Source organism: Clostridioides sp. ES-W-0018-02, assembly GCF_020658175.1.
In the GTDB taxonomy this organism is placed as follows: Bacteria; Bacillota; Clostridia; order Peptostreptococcales; family Peptostreptococcaceae; genus Clostridioides.
Genome location: NZ_JACVVY010000007.1, coordinates 66,254 through 84,263 on the forward strand (window position 1 = coordinate 66,254; position 18,010 = coordinate 84,263).

Annotated in this window: 17 protein-coding genes; 1 reads left to right on the forward strand and 16 read right to left on the reverse strand. The window is 28.3% G+C overall.

The annotated features are described in order from the left end of the window. Positions 1-29: 29 nt before the first annotated feature. The 3 genes from IC219_RS15350 to IC219_RS15360 form a co-directional block, all read right to left on the reverse strand. Positions 30-1,442, reverse strand: coding sequence for a potassium/proton antiporter (locus IC219_RS15350; RefSeq protein ID WP_227483298.1), 1,413 nt, complete (start codon positions 1,440-1,442; stop codon positions 30-32). A gap of 481 nt (positions 1,443-1,923) precedes the next feature. Then, positions 1,924-2,706 carry a DUF2268 domain-containing putative Zn-dependent protease gene (locus IC219_RS15355; RefSeq protein WP_227831474.1) on the reverse strand — a complete coding sequence of 261 codons (783 nt, stop codon included), beginning with the start codon at positions 2,704-2,706 and terminating at the stop codon, positions 1,924-1,926. A 278-nt stretch (positions 2,707-2,984) separates the two neighbouring features. Then, positions 2,985-3,389, reverse strand: coding sequence for a pyridoxamine 5'-phosphate oxidase family protein (locus IC219_RS15360; RefSeq protein WP_227436455.1), 405 nt, complete (start codon positions 3,387-3,389; stop codon positions 2,985-2,987). A 232-nt stretch (positions 3,390-3,621) separates the two neighbouring features. Between IC219_RS15360 and IC219_RS15365 the strand changes: the two genes are divergently transcribed. Continuing rightward, complete coding sequence (locus IC219_RS15365; RefSeq protein WP_227436457.1) at positions 3,622-3,948, forward strand: winged helix-turn-helix transcriptional regulator; 327 nt, start codon at positions 3,622-3,624, stop codon at positions 3,946-3,948. Between the two features lie 90 nt (positions 3,949-4,038). On the opposite strand, the gene IC219_RS15370 is transcribed toward IC219_RS15365, so the two are convergent. The 13 genes from IC219_RS15370 to IC219_RS15430 all read right to left on the reverse strand — a co-directional run bounded on the left by IC219_RS15370 (position 4,039) and on the right by IC219_RS15430 (position 18,002). Then, a complete protein-coding gene (locus tag IC219_RS15370) occupies positions 4,039-5,874 on the reverse strand; it encodes a glycerophosphodiester phosphodiesterase (protein WP_227831475.1) in 1,836 nt (611 codons plus the stop codon). A 492-nt stretch (positions 5,875-6,366) separates the two neighbouring features. Then, entirely contained in the window at positions 6,367-6,816 is a 450-nt protein-coding gene (locus tag IC219_RS15375) for a GNAT family N-acetyltransferase (RefSeq protein WP_227483301.1), read from the reverse strand. Positions 6,817-7,130: 314 nt separating this feature from the next. Continuing rightward, positions 7,131-7,535 carry a YmaF family protein gene (locus IC219_RS15380; RefSeq protein ID WP_227436462.1) on the reverse strand — a complete coding sequence of 135 codons (405 nt, stop codon included), beginning with the start codon at positions 7,533-7,535 and terminating at the stop codon, positions 7,131-7,133. A 116-nt stretch (positions 7,536-7,651) separates the two neighbouring features. Next, positions 7,652-8,518 carry a pentapeptide repeat-containing protein gene (locus tag IC219_RS15385; protein WP_227483302.1) on the reverse strand — a complete coding sequence of 289 codons (867 nt, stop codon included), beginning with the start codon at positions 8,516-8,518 and terminating at the stop codon, positions 7,652-7,654. A 350-nt stretch (positions 8,519-8,868) separates the two neighbouring features. Beyond that, positions 8,869-9,108: a hypothetical protein gene (locus IC219_RS15390; protein WP_227436466.1), complete on the reverse strand. Its 240-nt coding sequence runs from the start codon at positions 9,106-9,108 to the stop codon at positions 8,869-8,871. Between the two features lie 104 nt (positions 9,109-9,212). Beyond that, positions 9,213-9,557 (reverse strand): zinc ribbon domain-containing protein YjdM, encoded by a 345-nt coding sequence (locus IC219_RS15395; RefSeq protein WP_227436468.1) that lies wholly within the window; start codon positions 9,555-9,557, stop codon positions 9,213-9,215. 326 nt (positions 9,558-9,883) lie between these two features. Beyond that, positions 9,884-12,394 carry a diguanylate cyclase domain-containing protein gene (locus tag IC219_RS15400; protein WP_227831476.1) on the reverse strand — a complete coding sequence of 837 codons (2,511 nt, stop codon included), beginning with the start codon at positions 12,392-12,394 and terminating at the stop codon, positions 9,884-9,886. A gap of 998 nt (positions 12,395-13,392) precedes the next feature. Beyond that, complete coding sequence (locus IC219_RS15405) at positions 13,393-13,818, reverse strand: helix-turn-helix domain-containing protein (RefSeq protein ID WP_227436472.1); 426 nt, start codon at positions 13,816-13,818, stop codon at positions 13,393-13,395. Between the two features lie 283 nt (positions 13,819-14,101). After that, entirely contained in the window at positions 14,102-14,734 is a 633-nt protein-coding gene (locus IC219_RS15410; protein ID WP_227831494.1) for a ketohydroxyglutarate aldolase, read from the reverse strand. Between the two features lie 105 nt (positions 14,735-14,839). Continuing rightward, complete coding sequence (gene dapA / locus IC219_RS15415) at positions 14,840-15,745, reverse strand: 4-hydroxy-tetrahydrodipicolinate synthase (protein WP_227483334.1); 906 nt, start codon at positions 15,743-15,745, stop codon at positions 14,840-14,842. A 4-nt stretch (positions 15,746-15,749) separates the two neighbouring features. Then, positions 15,750-16,352: a KpsF/GutQ family sugar-phosphate isomerase gene (locus IC219_RS15420; protein ID WP_227436474.1), complete on the reverse strand. Its 603-nt coding sequence runs from the start codon at positions 16,350-16,352 to the stop codon at positions 15,750-15,752. Positions 16,353-16,415: 63 nt separating this feature from the next. Continuing rightward, a complete protein-coding gene (locus IC219_RS15425) occupies positions 16,416-17,687 on the reverse strand; it encodes a PTS ascorbate transporter subunit IIC (RefSeq protein ID WP_227825068.1) in 1,272 nt (423 codons plus the stop codon). Positions 17,688-17,714: 27 nt separating this feature from the next. Next, positions 17,715-18,002: a PTS sugar transporter subunit IIB gene (locus tag IC219_RS15430; protein ID WP_227436477.1), complete on the reverse strand. Its 288-nt coding sequence runs from the start codon at positions 18,000-18,002 to the stop codon at positions 17,715-17,717. Positions 18,003-18,010 lie beyond the last annotated feature (8 nt).

The following is an 18,010-nucleotide window of genomic DNA, read 5'->3' on the forward strand; positions in this document are numbered from 1 at the left end:
GGTCAAAGTCAATATTAAATAAATTATAATTATATTAATTCTTCAATTTTGTCTCCACTTAATACTAAAATATCCCCTCTTTTTATAACAGTTGACCCTTTAGGTACTAAAACCTGCTCTTTTCGTTTTATCATAACTATTAATATGTCTTCTGGTATATTAGAATCCATTATACTCTTGTTAGCCCACTTATTATCATCGTCTATATTTACTTCTATAAGCTTAGAACTAATTTCACCATCATAGTCATTAAATGTTCTTAATACAGGTGTATTATCATCAACCAAGTCTAACTTCCTTGCTACAGCTGGTATCAATGTACCTTGTAGTCCTACTGAAAGTAAGGCTATGAAAAATATTATATGAAATATGTCATTTTCTATAACTACTCCTTGAGTAACTGCATAAATTGCAAAAACTACTGATGCAGCACCTCTAAGACCTACCCATGATATAAACAATTTTTCTTTGTTTGAAAATTTAAATTTTGCTAGAGTTATAAATGTGGCTAATGGTCTTGCAATAATTATCATAAATATAGATATGGCCATTGCTACACCAAATACACTTGGTAGTTTGGAAGGGAAGGATAGCAATCCTAACATAAAGAATAACATTATTTGCATAATCCAAGAAATTCCATCAAAGAAATGAACTAGACTCCTTTTATGAGGTATCCTATTATTACCTATAATGATACCTGAAATATATACACTTAAATATCCATTTCCTCCAACATACTCACTAAGTGCATAAGAAAGTAACACAATAGCTATAATAAATATAGTATAAAATCCTTCTATCTCAAAATTTGAATTTTTCAAAATATAAACAGATAATTTTGCCAATATAAATCCTATTGCCAATCCAAAAGTTATTTGTTTTATTACCATTGGAATAATCAGTTCTACACCAGAATTATTCATCAGTGTCAAAATAATTAATGTTAACATATATGCTATTGGGTCATTACTTCCACTTTCAACTTCTAATAATGAAGCAAGAGAACCTTTTAGGTTTAGTTTTTGAGAACGTAATACAGCAAATACAGATGCAGCATCTGTTGAAGCTGCAATTGCTCCAATTAACAAACCTTCAAATACACTAGTTCCTATTACCATGTAACAAAAGATACCTGTAACACCTGCTGTAATTATTACGCCTAATGAAGACATCATTATGGAAGGTATTGCAACTGGTCTAGCCATATTCCAGTTTGTTCCAAATCCTCCAAAAAACATTATAAATATCAATCCAATAGAACATAATTGTTTTGTTAACTCATAGTTATCAAAATAGATTCCTACCATTCCATCAGACCCAAATAACATACCCAATAAGATAAAAATCAATAATATCGGTACTCCAAATTTATATAATACCTTGCTTGAGGTTATACAAATCAATAGCACTAACCCACTTATAATCATCAATTCTGTCATAGCATCATCTCCATTTCATATAAACTTTACAGATTAAATAATATCTGCAATTGTATTGCCTATTTAAGTATCAACATGATATAAGTTTTATAATTATAGTGTACAAAGTATAATTAAAATTTAACAATCTATTAGAATTTCCATATTATACTCAATTTTATATATTTACTTTAATTATATTCATTTAATCTTTATAGTTTGAATTTTATTTAATTAATATTTCATTTTTCAGTCGATTATTTAGTGTATTTCATATTTTTATAGTAAATTTACAGGTAACTATGAAATACATAATATTTAGATAAGTAATAAGAAACTAGCATGTAGTATTAGATACACTAGATATGAAATCTTCAAAATTTTATCATTGAAATATTTCTTTATATATATTATTGTATATTTCTTACAAATCATTGTCAATTTATTTTTCTCAAAAATAGAATAGTTGCATAATCCTTTTTAGATTATGCAACTTATAGATTTAATCCCAAAACTCCCTTATTACCTCTATAATTTCACTATATGGTAATAAAGTAGCCTCAACTATTGACTTGTTTGTTTTTTCTAAATAATACTTAATCATATAGTAACCACAGGCATATCCTGCACAATAAGGTAGTCCTACTGGAAAATATCCTTGCATTTTAGCTATATCATCACCAAACATCCATGTTGCAAAGTTTTCTGCAAGACCTTCATTTATCATCATTTCTTCTAAAGTTATGTTATTACTCCAATTTATAAATTGAAATCGAATATTGTGATTACATTCATGTGCTAGTGCTACTGGTAACCTATTAATAGTATACTCATTTGGGACTATTGACAAAAATATATATCCTGGAATTCCACCATCACCAAAATATCCATCACTTAATATTGTATAAGGGTTTTTGGGATTTGCTAATAATATTGAAAATTTATACTCCTCAGTGTTCAATTTATACCCCTCTTTTATAAAAGGCTTTATGGAACTTTCAATAGTTTCTTTACACTTGTTCCAAAGTTTGTCATTGGATAGAATATCTATGTTATTTATTTGACTTTCATTAATATCTTTTGGAGATAAAACCCCCATCATATCACTTGCCATAATTACATCATATCCACCTTCTTGTTTTGCAGTGATTGGAACATTTATACACATCCATTTAAACTCAAAAGGCTTCATCAACTCATATCTGTATATATCCTCTTTCTTATTTGCAGGTGCATTCATTATTTTTTTATATATTTTATCTGAGCGTACCTCTACAATATTCATTTTTATCATCTCCTTTAAAATAAAGTATATAGAATTACGTAGCGTCAATGTCAATATATAAACTTATACAAATAAACAAGAGAATCATTTAATTTCATATAATATGACTCTCTTATATATTTGTAATGTGATGGATTTGTATAAGATTTTTAAACATTTATTTTATTTCTTAAAATTAATTATGTTAAAACAAGTATAATATTATCATCTAACTTAAATTCTATTTTAATGTTGTTAAAATAATATTGCTAGCTCTTGATATTAATTATTTTTTTGTATTAAATACTATATTCTTTTGGTGGCTCGCCTGAAAAATCTGAGATTACAGCCTTAGCGTCCTCAAGATAAAATATTTCAAAAGTAGGATTATCTTCATTCTTATAGATTGATTTAACAAGTTCACTAGATTCAATTATTTTTTTCTTTATATCCTTATTGTCTGAGAATATGACTTTTCCACATAGTCTTATCCAAGCAAATTCAGGAGTTGACGTAGTTATTTCTACATATGGACTTTTTTTAACTTGTTTAAATACATCTTTTTCATTACTTGTACAAAAATATAATTTTCCACATTCTTCAATCATAAATTGGAATGGGCGAACTTTTGGCTTTCCATCCGCTCCTATTGTTGCAAAATATTGAACTGGATTTTCCTTTAAAAATTTTACTACTTCATTCATTTCATCTACCCCCTAAAATAATTTGTTGTATTTTTTATTTCTTTAATAATATAATAAACTCATTAGTATCTATTGTATAGTAAGCACTTTAAAGTACTATAGTTACCTAATAGAAACTATTGGCACAGTTTATTTTTTTAATACTTATATATTTAAAAGAAATTTTTATACGTATTCCCTAAAATGATATAATACTTTAAAGAAGATTATTAAAGAAAGGATGTTGTGATTTATGAAAAAAGATTTACCTGAATGTCCTGTAGAGATTACTTTACAACTCATCAGTAATCGATGGAAGGTATTAATTATACGAGAGCTATTAGATGGTACTAAAAGATTTGGTGAAATCAAAAAATCTATTGGAGATATAACTCAAAAAGTTTTAACATCAAACTTAAGGTCTATGGAAGAAAGTGATTTAGTAACTAGAAAAGTTTATCCAGAAGTTCCTCCAAAGGTAGAATATACTCTAACAGAAACTGGTTATAGTCTTGAGCCAGTTCTAAATTCAATGCATGAATGGGGAAATGATTACAGACACAAAGTTATTAACAAATAAAAATAACCGTATCTCTTCACTATGATACGGTTATTTAAAAATATTATAAAATAAATATATTATTATTTTGCAATTTGCACATTTTTTAGTCTAATACACTTCAATTATATCTTTATTAGAATCATGCCTAAATAAATAATTAGCTACTCTATTTATGAATCCATTTTTCTGCCAATAAATTGCATCATCTACTAAAAATGGATTATCTGTAATTATACTATCTACATTTAAAATAATCATTTTTTTCATTAATTTACTGCTATTAATAGTCCATACAAAAACTTGTTTTCCTTTTTGATGTATGTTATCTACTACCTTTTTATTTATAAAGGTGGACTCTATTCCATATATGTCAACATAGTCCCAGTCATAAAAATTCCCATATGCAACTGCTGTTAAATAACAAGTTACCATATTGGGATTTAATTTTTTAACCCTTTTTAATACATTTTTATTCATGGATGCTACAACGCATTGATTATCTATTCTATTTGATTTAATTAGCTCTAATACTCTTTTTTCTACATCAGTTTTTTCATGACCATTAAGCTTTATTTCTATTAGCAATTTTATTTTGCCTTTAGAATACTTCATTGCCTCATCAAGAGTTGGTATTTTCTCCCCAGCAAAATCTGACCTAAAATGACTTCCTACATCATATGTCTTAATTTCATCATAATTCACTTCCCAAACATTTTTATTTACACCAGCGACTCTTTCAAAATTAGAGTCATGAAATAAAATCAACTCTCCATCTTTAGTTTCTTGAACATCAATTTCAGCATATTCAGCTTGAGTTATGAAGGTTTCTTTAAATGCTGCTATAGTGTTTTCTGGAGCAACCAACGCTGAAACCCTGTGAGCCGTTGCTGTTGTGTTGTAAAAAAATGAAGTATTAAATAAAATATCATTATTTAAAGAGTACATCATTGACTCAATATGTAAGATAAATAAAATTACTACTATTTTCAAAGTAACTTTTAATACTGACTTTATTGAGTTTTTTTGTTTTTTTAGATTCTTTTTATAGACACGAATGTCATTATATTCATAATAAAATGCAGAAATAAATCCAGTACTAATTATAAATATAGCTATTGATGAAATAAATGCTGCATAATCATTAAACATAATGCATCTACTAATAAATATATCTTTTAAAAAGTTTGCATTTGTGTAATTTTTAGTCCATATTCCTATCAATATAATAATAACATGATAAATTATATACCCCATAACAGTAATTATTAGAGATAATCCTAAGGAATAAAGTATTAATTTTATTGCTTTTCCTTTTGTAAGGCTAGCACTTTTTTTCCTTGCTTCTTTAAAACTATTTGTATTTAGAGTTACCTCATGTATACTAAAAATCCATCTAATGACTGATATATATAATATTAAAATTAAAACCATATAAATTATATTCAGAACAATATTAGAACTTATATAATCCAATATATATTCAGGAAGTTTTATTTTCCCTATAAAGCCTGAGGTTAGGGCTATATTCGTTAATGGAACTATTAGTAATACAAACACAAATAATAATATATTTTTAGGATTCAATATGTTTATAGATTTTCTTAAGGATAATTTAATAAGTTTAAACAAAGTAATTTTTTCAGAAATTCGTGATTTATCAAAACAAATAATCACTGAAGTAAATTCAAAAAACATATAAAACGCCAATATTATAATTGACAGTATGGCTAATATTATTGATAGAGGATTCGTTAATATTTCTCCTATGTTATCAGTACTTAAATACACTATATTTGCACTTTTCATAGAGCTACTTAATACAAGTTTGATTGATGGTAATATAATCAACAAAGCTAATCCTTTATGAAATAGCTCAAATAGAATTAATGTACTCCAGTTATATTTCACCAATTTTATAAAATTATTTAAAACTTTCTTTTTCATGATATCCCCTTAATCTTTTTATTATATTTTAACCTGTAAATCACTTAAATATATATTATCTTTTAATAATTTATAATTTAATATCTCTCAAATTATTATATTTACAACTATTCACAAATAAAAAAGCACTTTCTTCTTCTTAAGAAAGTGCTTTTTACTATTAACTTGTATTTGCTTATATATTTAATATAGTGCTGAATCTATAGAAAATAAAATAAATTATTTTCAAATTTAATTGCTAGAATTAAAATTATAAGGTTTATCATTTTATAATATTATTTTATTGGACATATCAAACAATAACTAAATATAACTTTCTTCCTTCTTTACAGTCATATTTTAGTGTATTATCATTTGTAAGTTCTGTAGCAAATATAGTATCATATTTACCCAAATAGATTAGGACAATTACAATTTTATTTAAGTTGTAGAATTCTCTATATGCATATTTATATTTTCATATGCATATTTTTTCATTTAACTATATCTATATTAACTTAGCCTCATATGTAATATTGGAAATGGATTCCCTTGCCCATCTATTTCAGACCTATCAAACTCTTTAAATCCTAAGTGAATATAAAATCCCACTGCTTTTTTATTTTGTTCATTTACATCAACATATTTTATATTGTATTTATCTATAGCATATAATATTAGTTTTTTTCCAATACCATTACCCCTATATTCATCTTTTATAAATAACATTTCAATTTTATCTTTATCTATTCCCATAAAAGCTTTAATCATGTTATCAACTTTTAAACAAACCATAGTTTCTACTTGTGTCAAACCAATTTTAACTACTGGCTTCAAAGATTCAATATCTTTTTTTGTCAAAAAATCATGTGTTGCTCTTACTGATGATTCCCAAATTTGTAACATCTCTTGAAGCTCTTTTGCACTCCTTTGTTTAACTTCAAAAACTATTTCAGAGCTCATAATAATCTCCTCTCCATAGTATATTTTAATTACATAGTACAACCTTATGTTAAGTATAATCACGATAAAATTTTATTTTGTAAATAGTTTATTATAATTTATAATTATGTATTTTGGGCAAATAAATTCACTGTTGAATACTAGTTAAAATACCTCTGATACTTATAAATGAATATTCTTTTTTATCAAAGATAGAAGTTATAAAGGACTATGAAAGCTAATATCATAGTCCTCATTAAGTTTAAACATTGTATATAATACACTTTTATACTTTACTTACATTCAATAAATTTGCTACAATAATTTACCTTAGTTTATACTAAAGGTGCTTCTATTTGAGTAGTAAAAAGGAATTTATGGCAATGACCATCACTAACAGTAGTATTTCCACATACTAAGTGAACATGCTTATTAGTTCCTGGTATATTAATTGCTGGACCTGTTGTAACACATATCTTGTGGAAATGGTCAAGAAAATCTACATTATCATTTATTTTATGAACATGATTTGTTCCGCCATTTATTGGTATAACTTCACCTGTAACTCCTGCAGCACGATGATTATGTCTATCTTCACATTCTTCTGCTAATTTAACACTTTCTGAGTATTCATGGACATGTGTCATTTCTTCATAGTCATTATAGCACTTATTACACTTATTATATTTATAATCCTCATACATATAATTTTTTTCACATTTACAATTTTGACAACTCATTTTTATATCTCTCCTATTATATTATATATTAAGAAATTCCTCTAAAGAATCTCTAATATATACTATGAACTGGAGTCAAAAAGGTTCATATTTTGTAAAGTTATGTAATAATTTAATTATTTATCCCAGTATTTAGGATGTACTAGTGTATCTGGTAACTTCGTATTAGAATCTCCCTTTGCAGTATTAATCTGTAATTGTGTAAGGAATACACTATTTTTAAGATTTGCCCCTCTAATATCGCAGTCTCTTAAATCTGCCCCTATCAAATTAGCACCACTTAAATCTGTTTCCCTTAAATTAGCCGCTATAAGAAATTTACCTTTTAAATCTGCTCCTATTAAATTTGTTTTTCTAAGGTCTACTCCTATTAAATCTATACTTTTACTTAATTTTTTCTTATTTTTAAAATTAGAAGTCTTTACAAAGGATTTAGCTTTTTCTAGTACAAAGTCACTAGCTTGTGACAATAATGAATTAACTTTTGTTCGATGTGATATTATATCTAAATCTATTAGTTGTTCTGGACTCATATTAGTTAGCTCATCAGTTTCTTCAATTATTAGATTGAGTTTTTCTTTGATTGAATTAGGTATATCTAATGTAGATGCTTCTTTAAGATACCATAACATTTCATGTAACTGCCTCATAATTAAAAATACTTCAAACATCTGGTTTGCTAATTCTGGCTCTTGTATCCAGTTTTTTCCCTTGTATGTTACCTGTGCTACCTTTTGACCCGAACCAAAGCAATCATACGTAGTACAGCCTCTAAATCCTTGATTTCTAAGATTTTTATGTACAGAACATTTAAAATCTGATTGTAAGTTAGTGCATGGCTTACCTGATTCCTTATCAGCAGGAAAACCTTCTGAAGCAGAAAAATAAAGTGCCACACAACAAAGTCCAAAGCACTTTTCACAATCAATTTTTAAATCTTTAAATAATTGATTATTATATGTATCTCTATGTATAGCTTTCATATTTACTCTCCTTTTATTTTTACATTTTATAATATAAATTAATATTTATTAACAAGTTATTTTTAAACTATTTATACAAAATTACTTCTTCTTAATTATAAGTTAAAGTGTCCTTTATTCCAATAGTATACAGTAATCTATCAATATTAATATTTGTGACAATGCCTTTTTCATGCCAATAGTTTTTGCATCCACAATGGTCTAATATTACACATTGCAGAATAAACTAAAAATTTTTCGCTTTTTATTCTCCAATGTGAATTGATGTTTGTATTGCATCATTAATTTTCTTTTTAAATATATAATCTAAATTTGTCACAAAAAAAGAAAGAAATCATAAGATTTCTTTCTTAACCAATAATATATTCTAGTAATGTACCTTTTTCTATGTGTTTATCCATTTCTAATCTTTCATTTGGGCCAAATGTTATCCATAACTTTGCTTCCCCATTTTCGTCACACCCAACTACTGCTTCTCCATCTTCACTATCTTCACAGCATCTGTATACTATAGGTACTACTTTTTTCATTTCTTCCATTACTTTATTTACATAATAATCTTGTTCTTCACCTTTTAAAAAATAACACATACGTTACCCTCCTAATGAATTTTCTATTACTACATTAAAGTCTTAAATTTATATTTGTATAATAGCTATATAGATTATTTCATAAATACCACAAATTTTTTATACTATGCTTTTTTGACAACAGAAGACTTTAGTTTCATAGCTCCAAAACCATCTATTTTACATTCTATATCATGCCCATCAGATGGGTCATGAATTAAACGTATACTTTTTACTTTTGTTCCTATTTTTATAGATGATGAACTTCCTTTTACTTTAAGGTCTCTGATTACTGTCACAGCATCTCCATCATTTAACACATTTCCATTTACATCTTTAATAATGTTTGTATCTTCTTCTGTATCTAGTTCTAAAGTCCACTCATGAGAGCATTCTGGGCAAACTAGAAGAGTTCCATCTTCATAAGTATATTCTGAATTACATTTCGGGCAATTTGGCAAATTTTCCATATTCATATGTCCTCCATTTATTATTTTTAATTTTATTTTTAAATATATAAAATTTCTTTTGAGCCTATATGATACCACATTATACTTATATTGACAAATATAGCCTTGTACTTATAGTTTTAAATATTTATAAAAGAAAAAACAGTCAATCTGTTATAATCAACTGCTTTTAAAACTAATACTATTTTTTATAAATTGATATTTCAATATCATTACAAAATTTACCTAATTCCTTAAATAAGAACTCTAATATTTCCTATAGTCAACGAAAATATTTTGTCTAAAGTAAAATTTAATTTATGCCCAACATAGTACTTCTTTTACTACTAAATCATACTGACACATAAATATGCTTCCTTTTGATTCCATGTTATAAGAGTCTTATTAATATCTATAGAGTCATAATTACAATACTGCCCAATATGTAATTTAGGATATGTACTCTTAAATCTTTTATTTCCATACAATAACAAATTATCTTCCTTATCAACAACATAAATACATTGATCAATACTATCTATAATAGCCTGGTATTGCTGCATCTGTTGATTTAATTTCTTCTTTTTCTTACGTTGCAAAAATATTGATAGAACTTGAGAAATCAAAGCTAATGTACTGACTTCTTCTTGTGTCCATAGACGTAGACCAGTACATTCATCAAATCCAACAAATCCTCTGAATACCTCATCTTCTCTATATGCACATTGAAGTGTGGAATGTATGTCTTGACTAGAAAACAATTCCTCTAATTCAGGACTTAATGTATGTACATCACGACAATAGAAAACAGAATCATCTTCAAAGAGTTTTTCATAATCTCCATAGTCCTCATAATCAGCATTTTGCAAGTATTCTATTTGAGGAATGATTCCCTCATTACACCATTCATAAGTATTAGAAGTGTATCGACCATCTTCTGAATTTTCAAAGATATAAGCACGACTCACATTAAACTGCTTACCAATAATTTCAAGTATCATATTAATCGTCTGGTCTATATTATCGGTCTGATAAAGGACACGGAATATATAACGTGTAAGATTATCAGAAGATTCGACGTATTTTTTTTCTGAATCAATAGCTGTCCCAAGAGAAGAGTAATTCAATTCTTCCAAGCCTTTAAAGGCATCATGATTATAGATGACATAATTGTTTTTACCCAAACTTTTTGCCTGATATAAAGCCTTATCAGCTCTTGTATACATTTCCTTGAATGTATTACCATCTTTCGGATATATAGAGATTCCAATACTACAGGTTACTTTTACAGAGCTTTTTTCTTTCTGAAATAGATGACGGAACATATACAGCAATTCTTCTGCTTTCTTTTCTGCATCTTTAGTTGAAGAAATGTTCTTCATAAAAATTGCAAACTCATCTCCACCTATTCTGCCAACAACATCACTATCGCGCATTATTTTTTTCATGCCTGATGCCATCTCTGTGAGCACTATGTCTCCAATCATGTGACCTTCTGTATCATTAATATGTTTGAAATTATCTGTATCAATCATAAATAGCGCACCCATAGCATCTAAATTTTGTTCAACATATTCCTTAATCTGCTTTTCTGTTTCAGCACGATTATAAATTCCTGTCAATGCATCTTTCTCTGCTATGTATTGCAATTTCTCAATCTGTTTTCTTTCTTTTGTAATATCAAGTCCTACACTATAAAAAGATGGTATTCCATCCCAACTGTCTTCTCCACTAATATAACATAGAGTGATAGTCCATATACGTTCTTCTTTTGAGCGCGTATATGCTCTTGCTTCAAATACAACATTATCTCCAGACTCTTTTAAATCTTGCGCCATCATCTTCGCACGCTTATAATCCTCAGGATATAAATATAAACATTGGCTATTAAGTTCCTCTTTAAACTGCTCCTTTGTATATTCAATCATATTCAGAAATATATCATTATACCAGAGTATTGTAAGATAATCCCTTGCATCCATTCGAATCATTCCTGCTGGAATAGTTTTCAGGATTGATTCTCTTTCCTGATCTTTTTTTGCAAGTTTATACTCAGAACTGTACATATCATAAGACAACTCTATGCGTGCTCTGTGTCCTTCCCAATTTATCATACGATTTTTAATCATAAATGTTCGCTTCAACTTGGAATTGTAAAACTCCCATTCATATGTCTCATCTTTTTTTAAACATGAATTGGTACAGAATGGACATGGGGAAGTTCTACCTTGAATTACCTCATAGCATTTTTTCCCAATCACCTCATTTGCTGATGCCTGTAGAGTATTACATGACTGTTTATTTACGTACAACAACTCATATGTATCCATATCACTTATATATACATTTCCAGCATACTCTGACATCATCCACTTAAAACTCTCTGTACTTTCTTTTTCCATCTCATATAGTTCATTCTGTCTAATTTTTAACTCATCAATATTTGAATATATGATATAGACTATTGCTTTTCCATCCTCCTGTGGCTCAACTAATATACCAGTCATTATTACCCAAACATATTCTCCATGATTTACTGGAATGCAAGTTTGATATTCTACACTTTTCTTACCATTCTGATAAGCATCTAAAAAATGACTTTTCATAGCTTCAAAATGATAAAGATTATCTTCATAATAATGTCTAAGACTAGAAAAATGAGACAAAAATTCTTTCTCTGTATATCCCAACAACTGATAAAAAGCTGTATTTCCCCAGATAATTGTAAATGAATCATCTAAAATATGCTTACTAACTCCAATATCCATAGCTTTTAGCATGTCCTCTGAAATAACTTCATTATTTGTTACTTTCTCTTCTTTACACATTCGATGTGTCCCAGTATCTTCTTGCTTCATTTTTAATTATCCTCCTCTCTTTATACCCACTTCTAATCTATTGTGCTAATTAGCATAATGATAAAAGTGAATAATCAGTGTGTCAAATTATTTTATTTACAATATTGTTTTATTTAACTTTTAAATTTTCACACATCGTCCAGCTTGAATGCTAAAGGTATGGCTATTGTTGATTTCCCTAATGCTACAACTTCAAAAATTATACAAATTGATTTCTTCTAATTTAGGCAATAGGTTTGATTTGTTGCAAACAAAACTTGATTAATTTTATATATAGGGTGGAACTTATTGTTTCTTAACCATAATTTTCTGATATTTATCTAAAATTTGCCTTCTTTTAATGAAATTATATCATAACTTGAACTTTAAATCAGTCCTTTTCTAAATAGAAAAATAAGATAAAACCATTGAAATTATGGAAAAAATAATAGAAAATCATATCAATTTAAATATACTATCTACAGTGTTTTGTATTAACTCTACAAGTCTGATTGACCATTGCTATTTTTAATACGTATTTTTAAATATTCTTCTAAATTATCTTATAAAACTATATGTTTTTCGAGTTAATTATATATTAATATTCATTTTTTTAAACTTAGAGATACTATCTATTCTTAAATTCTTTTTAATATCAATTAAATATATTCTTTGTTTTTTATTCTATGTTATATACTATACACATAAAAACTGTATCTATTACTTATAGTATAGTTATTTGCTATACTATAAGTAATTTCTTCACTAAAAAATAACCACATAAGTAATTATCTTATATGGTCTATGTTAATTATTCATTATTATAAAGTTTTATTTTTAAGTGTACTACAGTAAATGTACTAAAATTGTTTAATAAATTTATTTTCTTTCTTATCAATAATTAAAAAGTAAGTGGTTATACCTAGATAATTATTATCTAATATAGCATCAGAAAAACTACCTCAATCTTCAACTAAAAGTAAATCTGTAGGTTTAACTTTTTTAAAATTTAATTTATTCTATTTTTTTATATAGTCCAGTATATAACTAATTCCCATACCTATAAAACTACCAACTATCCCCCACATAAAATTACTTGTGACAAATCCAATTGAGATGCCAATTATAAAACCACCTATAATTAAATTATCTGATGGGTCATTTTCTTCCTCATTTTTATCATAATCTGCGATATTATCAGTAGGTAATTTACCTGGTACAATCGTATCTTCAGCTTCAGTTTTATTTGTATTAACTATCAAATCATCTAAAGTTACATTAAATAGATTTCTTAATAGTATTAAATTTTCTATATCTGGATATGTTTTATTGGATTCCCATTTTGATATAGCTTGCCTAGATACATTTAGCATTTCAGCAAGTTGTTCTTGTGATAGATTTCTTTCTTTTCTTAGTCTTTTTAAACTTTCCCCCAAGTTCAACATAATCACCTCATCTCAATTTAAATTATATTTATTTATTGATTTATTCACAAGACTTATATAGTTGCACCATGTTAACTATTAGTTGCATTGCTGAATTTATCTACATTTCAAATAAAAAAATAATAAAGGAGTTGCCTTAAAATTGATTTTTTTCTAATCAAATTTTAAATTCAACTCCTTTTTTGGAATTTTAAATGAAATTTATTTCTTGAAAATAAGCTACTCTTCGTAAAAAAAAAGCTGTTACACATCAATCTATAATTGTTCAGCAACAGCTCTAACTTTAAGCTTTTCTTATATTTTTAATTGTTTCACGAATCTTTCTGGCATTTTCAGCAATATCTTCAACACTACCCTTGGTTAATAACCCACCAAATCCACACACATCAACACCATTTTCCAACCATATATGCAAGTTATCAAGAGTAATTCCACCACTTGCCAATATTGGCGTATCAGGTATTGGTGTTTTAAATACCTTTACTAGTTTAGGTCCATAGAAATCTGATATTGGAAAAGCTTTGATAAAGGTAGCTCCTAAACTCAATGCATCTACTGCTTCTGTTAGTGATGTACACCCTGGTGCGTAAGGAATTTGATATCTATTACAAGTTTTTGCTACACCTTCATTGTAATTCGGTGCAATAATGAACTGAGCTCCATGTAAAATGGCATGACGAGCTGTTTCACTATCCAAAACTGTTCCAGCACCCACACAAAGTCTTTTACCATACTTTTTGCTAAGCCCTTGAATGATTTCTCCAGCATTATTCAAGGTATAACTCATTTCTATAACTGGTACTCCACCTTTAATACAGCCTTCAGCAATCTCACATGCACGCTCAAGTGTTTCCACTCTTACAATTGCTAGAGCTCCACATTCTACCATTCTTTTAGTTATATTCATCTTTTTCATACCATTCACCTCTACATTCATCAAAGCATTTTGATTCTTCATTAATTCCAATCCCATTTTACAATACTATATTAGTTATATGTCAATGTGATGTCACTATCTGTGTTATCTATTCTCACAGTTTTTATTGAATAAAGTTTTATAATTTTCAACTACTTGCTTAATTTCTTCAAGCAATTCTCCCATTGGCTCAATTACAGGAAGTCGTGCAGTCCCAACATTAATTCCATTCAAGACAACAGTTTTCTTTATAACAGATGGAATAGTCCCAAATTTTAGGATACGACGAAGTTCTTCAATACTATTTTGAGCTTTTTGAGCTGCTCTTAAATCACCCTTAATAAAGTTATCATAAATAGCAATATCAATCTCTGTTAAAAAATTTGCTGTGGCTGCTACAGCACCTTGCCCACCAGATTTCAAAGTATCAAGAATAAGGGAATCTGAACCTGAAAATACACTAAAGTCTTCATTCCTAGTTATTTCAATATAAGCTTTTATATTATCAAGCTTACCACTACTATCCTTTATTCCAACAATATTCTTTACCTTAGATAATTCATGTACTGACTCAGGTTCAATATTAATTCCAGTCTTACTTGGCATGTTATACATCATAATTGGTAAGTTAACTGCATTAGCAATAGTTTTATAATGTAAAATTAATTCCTGTTGTGTTGGTGTTACAAAATATGGCGTAATAATTGATAATGCACTTGCACCTATTTCTTCCATTCTCTTGGATAAACTTATAACTTCACGAGTTGAATTACCTCCTGTTCCAACAAAAACAGGTACACGATTGTTAGTGTGATTGATAACAATCTTTGCAAATTCAACCTTTTCATCATCTGTAAGCACATGACATTCACCATTAGTTCCTAAAATAAATAATCCATAGATTCCTCTATCAATTAGATAATCAATCAATTCACATGTTGCGTGTGGATTGATATTTTGATTTTCATCAAATGGAGTTATCATTGCACATATAATACCTTTATATTTCATAAAATTATATTCCCTCTCTAATAGACTTTCCAAGACTTCCTCCTGGATGCCACTTTAAATACTGCTTTGCATCAAGACCTTTAGCGTACTGAAGTGCAACACTTAATGATTGTAATACTATAGTTTCAGCAAGAATTGATGCACGAGGAGCCTTATTAAGGCAATCTCCTTCCTGTTTAACGCCTGCAAATAGGAATATATCAGAAGAATTTTTTAAGTATGAATCAACATTACCACTCACCCCAATTATTTTTGCTCCATTTGCTTTTAATGTTTCAACAGTTGCTTTTAATTCTTGAGTTTCACCACTATTCGATATTGCAATAACAACATCACCCTCAAGTACTTGACCACTTGACCCATGTACTGCTTCTGTACCATGCAATACATATGCTGGTGTTCCAGTAGATGAAAGTAATGAAGAAATATACCCTGATACATGACCTGGTTTACCAATACCAGTTACATGCACACGTCCATAACTTCTTTCTGCTTCGAAAATTAAATCACATGCTTTGTTTATAGATACTTCATCTATTGAAGCAATGAACGTTGCAACTTCATTAGATAGATTCTCTAGAAATACAGGTAATGTATTTTCTACCATAGATTTATCCTCCTTAAAATTATAATAGGAATACCTATTATCCTTGTATAATATTAATATGTTTTAGATAGGTTTTATAAATTGTAAAATATTATGTAATATTGAACCAACCACGTTATAATCAATATTAGGGAAAGTTGCTCCTTCTATACCAAGTGTTCCATAAACTGGATATAGTATAACTGGTAAGAATGCAAGAAATAATCCTACAACGAATGAGCCAACAATAGCTCCTCTCCATCCTCCTGATGCATTACCAAATACCGCAGCTGTACCACCTGAGAAGAAACATATATGAGCAGCTGGAATAATTACTACAGGGAATATATTAGGAAATGATGCCATAATAACAATTGCTAATAGACCAGCAGCATATGCTGAGATAAATCCAATAATAACTGCATTTGGTGCGTATGGAAATACTGTTGGTACATCTAATGCAGGACGTGAACCTGGAATATATTTTTCTGAAATAATTACGAATGCTGCAGTTATTTCAGCCAAGAACATACGAACACCAGACATTAATATTGACATACCAGCTACGAATGTAAATGCTTCTATAAGAGGGAATACTAACCAATGTGTTGAGCCAGCAAGTTCCTGAGTAAATGCGTGTCCAGCTTTTAAAGTTGCTACATAGAATAAGATTAACATAACTATAGACAGACCCATTAAGAAATCTCTAAATATTGATAACCACTTAGGAAATTTAATCGTTTCTGTTGTTTCTTCTTTATGCTTTGAAAATAAACGACCAATATAACCTGATAAGCCATAACCAATCATGTTGAAGTGACCAATAGCTTGTTCATCCCCACCTGTCAGTTCACGCATAAATGGTTGACAGAATTGAGGTAATGCAGCAGACATAAATCCTAAGATAGTACCACCCACTAAAATAGTAATTGTGTTATCGAATCCATGTGCTTTCATAATCAAAACTAATACACAAGAAAAGAATAAACTATGACCTGTTGTAAAGAAAATATTTTTGAATCTTGTAATACGTGCAAAAACTAAGTTTAATATGAATCCAAGAATCAATGTACATGAAACCGCAAAACCATATGTACCTTGTGCAAGTGCAGTAGCTGCTTCTGGTGAAGCTATAACACCTGTAATTCCAAAACCTTGTTGAAATAATTTATTGAAGTTCTGTAATGCTCCAGTCATAGCTGAAGCACCAATACCAAATATCAAGAAACCTATAAGTGTTTTTGAAGCTCCAGTAAATACTTCAACAGCTGGTTTCTTTTGAAGAATCAATCCTATAAATGCAACTACACCAAGTAAAACAGCTGGCGTACTCAATAAACTAATAATAAACTCCATAAATAGCCCTCCTTATTCTATTAAATTTTATTTTTCTTTTGATGCAAGAAATTTTTCTAATGCTGTTTTAATTTCATTACGGTCAACAATGTTGTGAATTCCAATTATATCAAATTTCAAATTTTTATTTTTTAACTCTTCAGCAACATCAATTAATGTTTCTACAGCATCTCCATTGAATCCATTTAAGGAGTCTAATGAACCATGCTCTACTTCAATTGGAAAATTATTTTCCTTAATAATTTGTTGAGTCTTTATTTTTAACATCAAACTTGAGCCAACTCCTGCTCTACATGCGATTAAAATTTTATACATAATTAAAT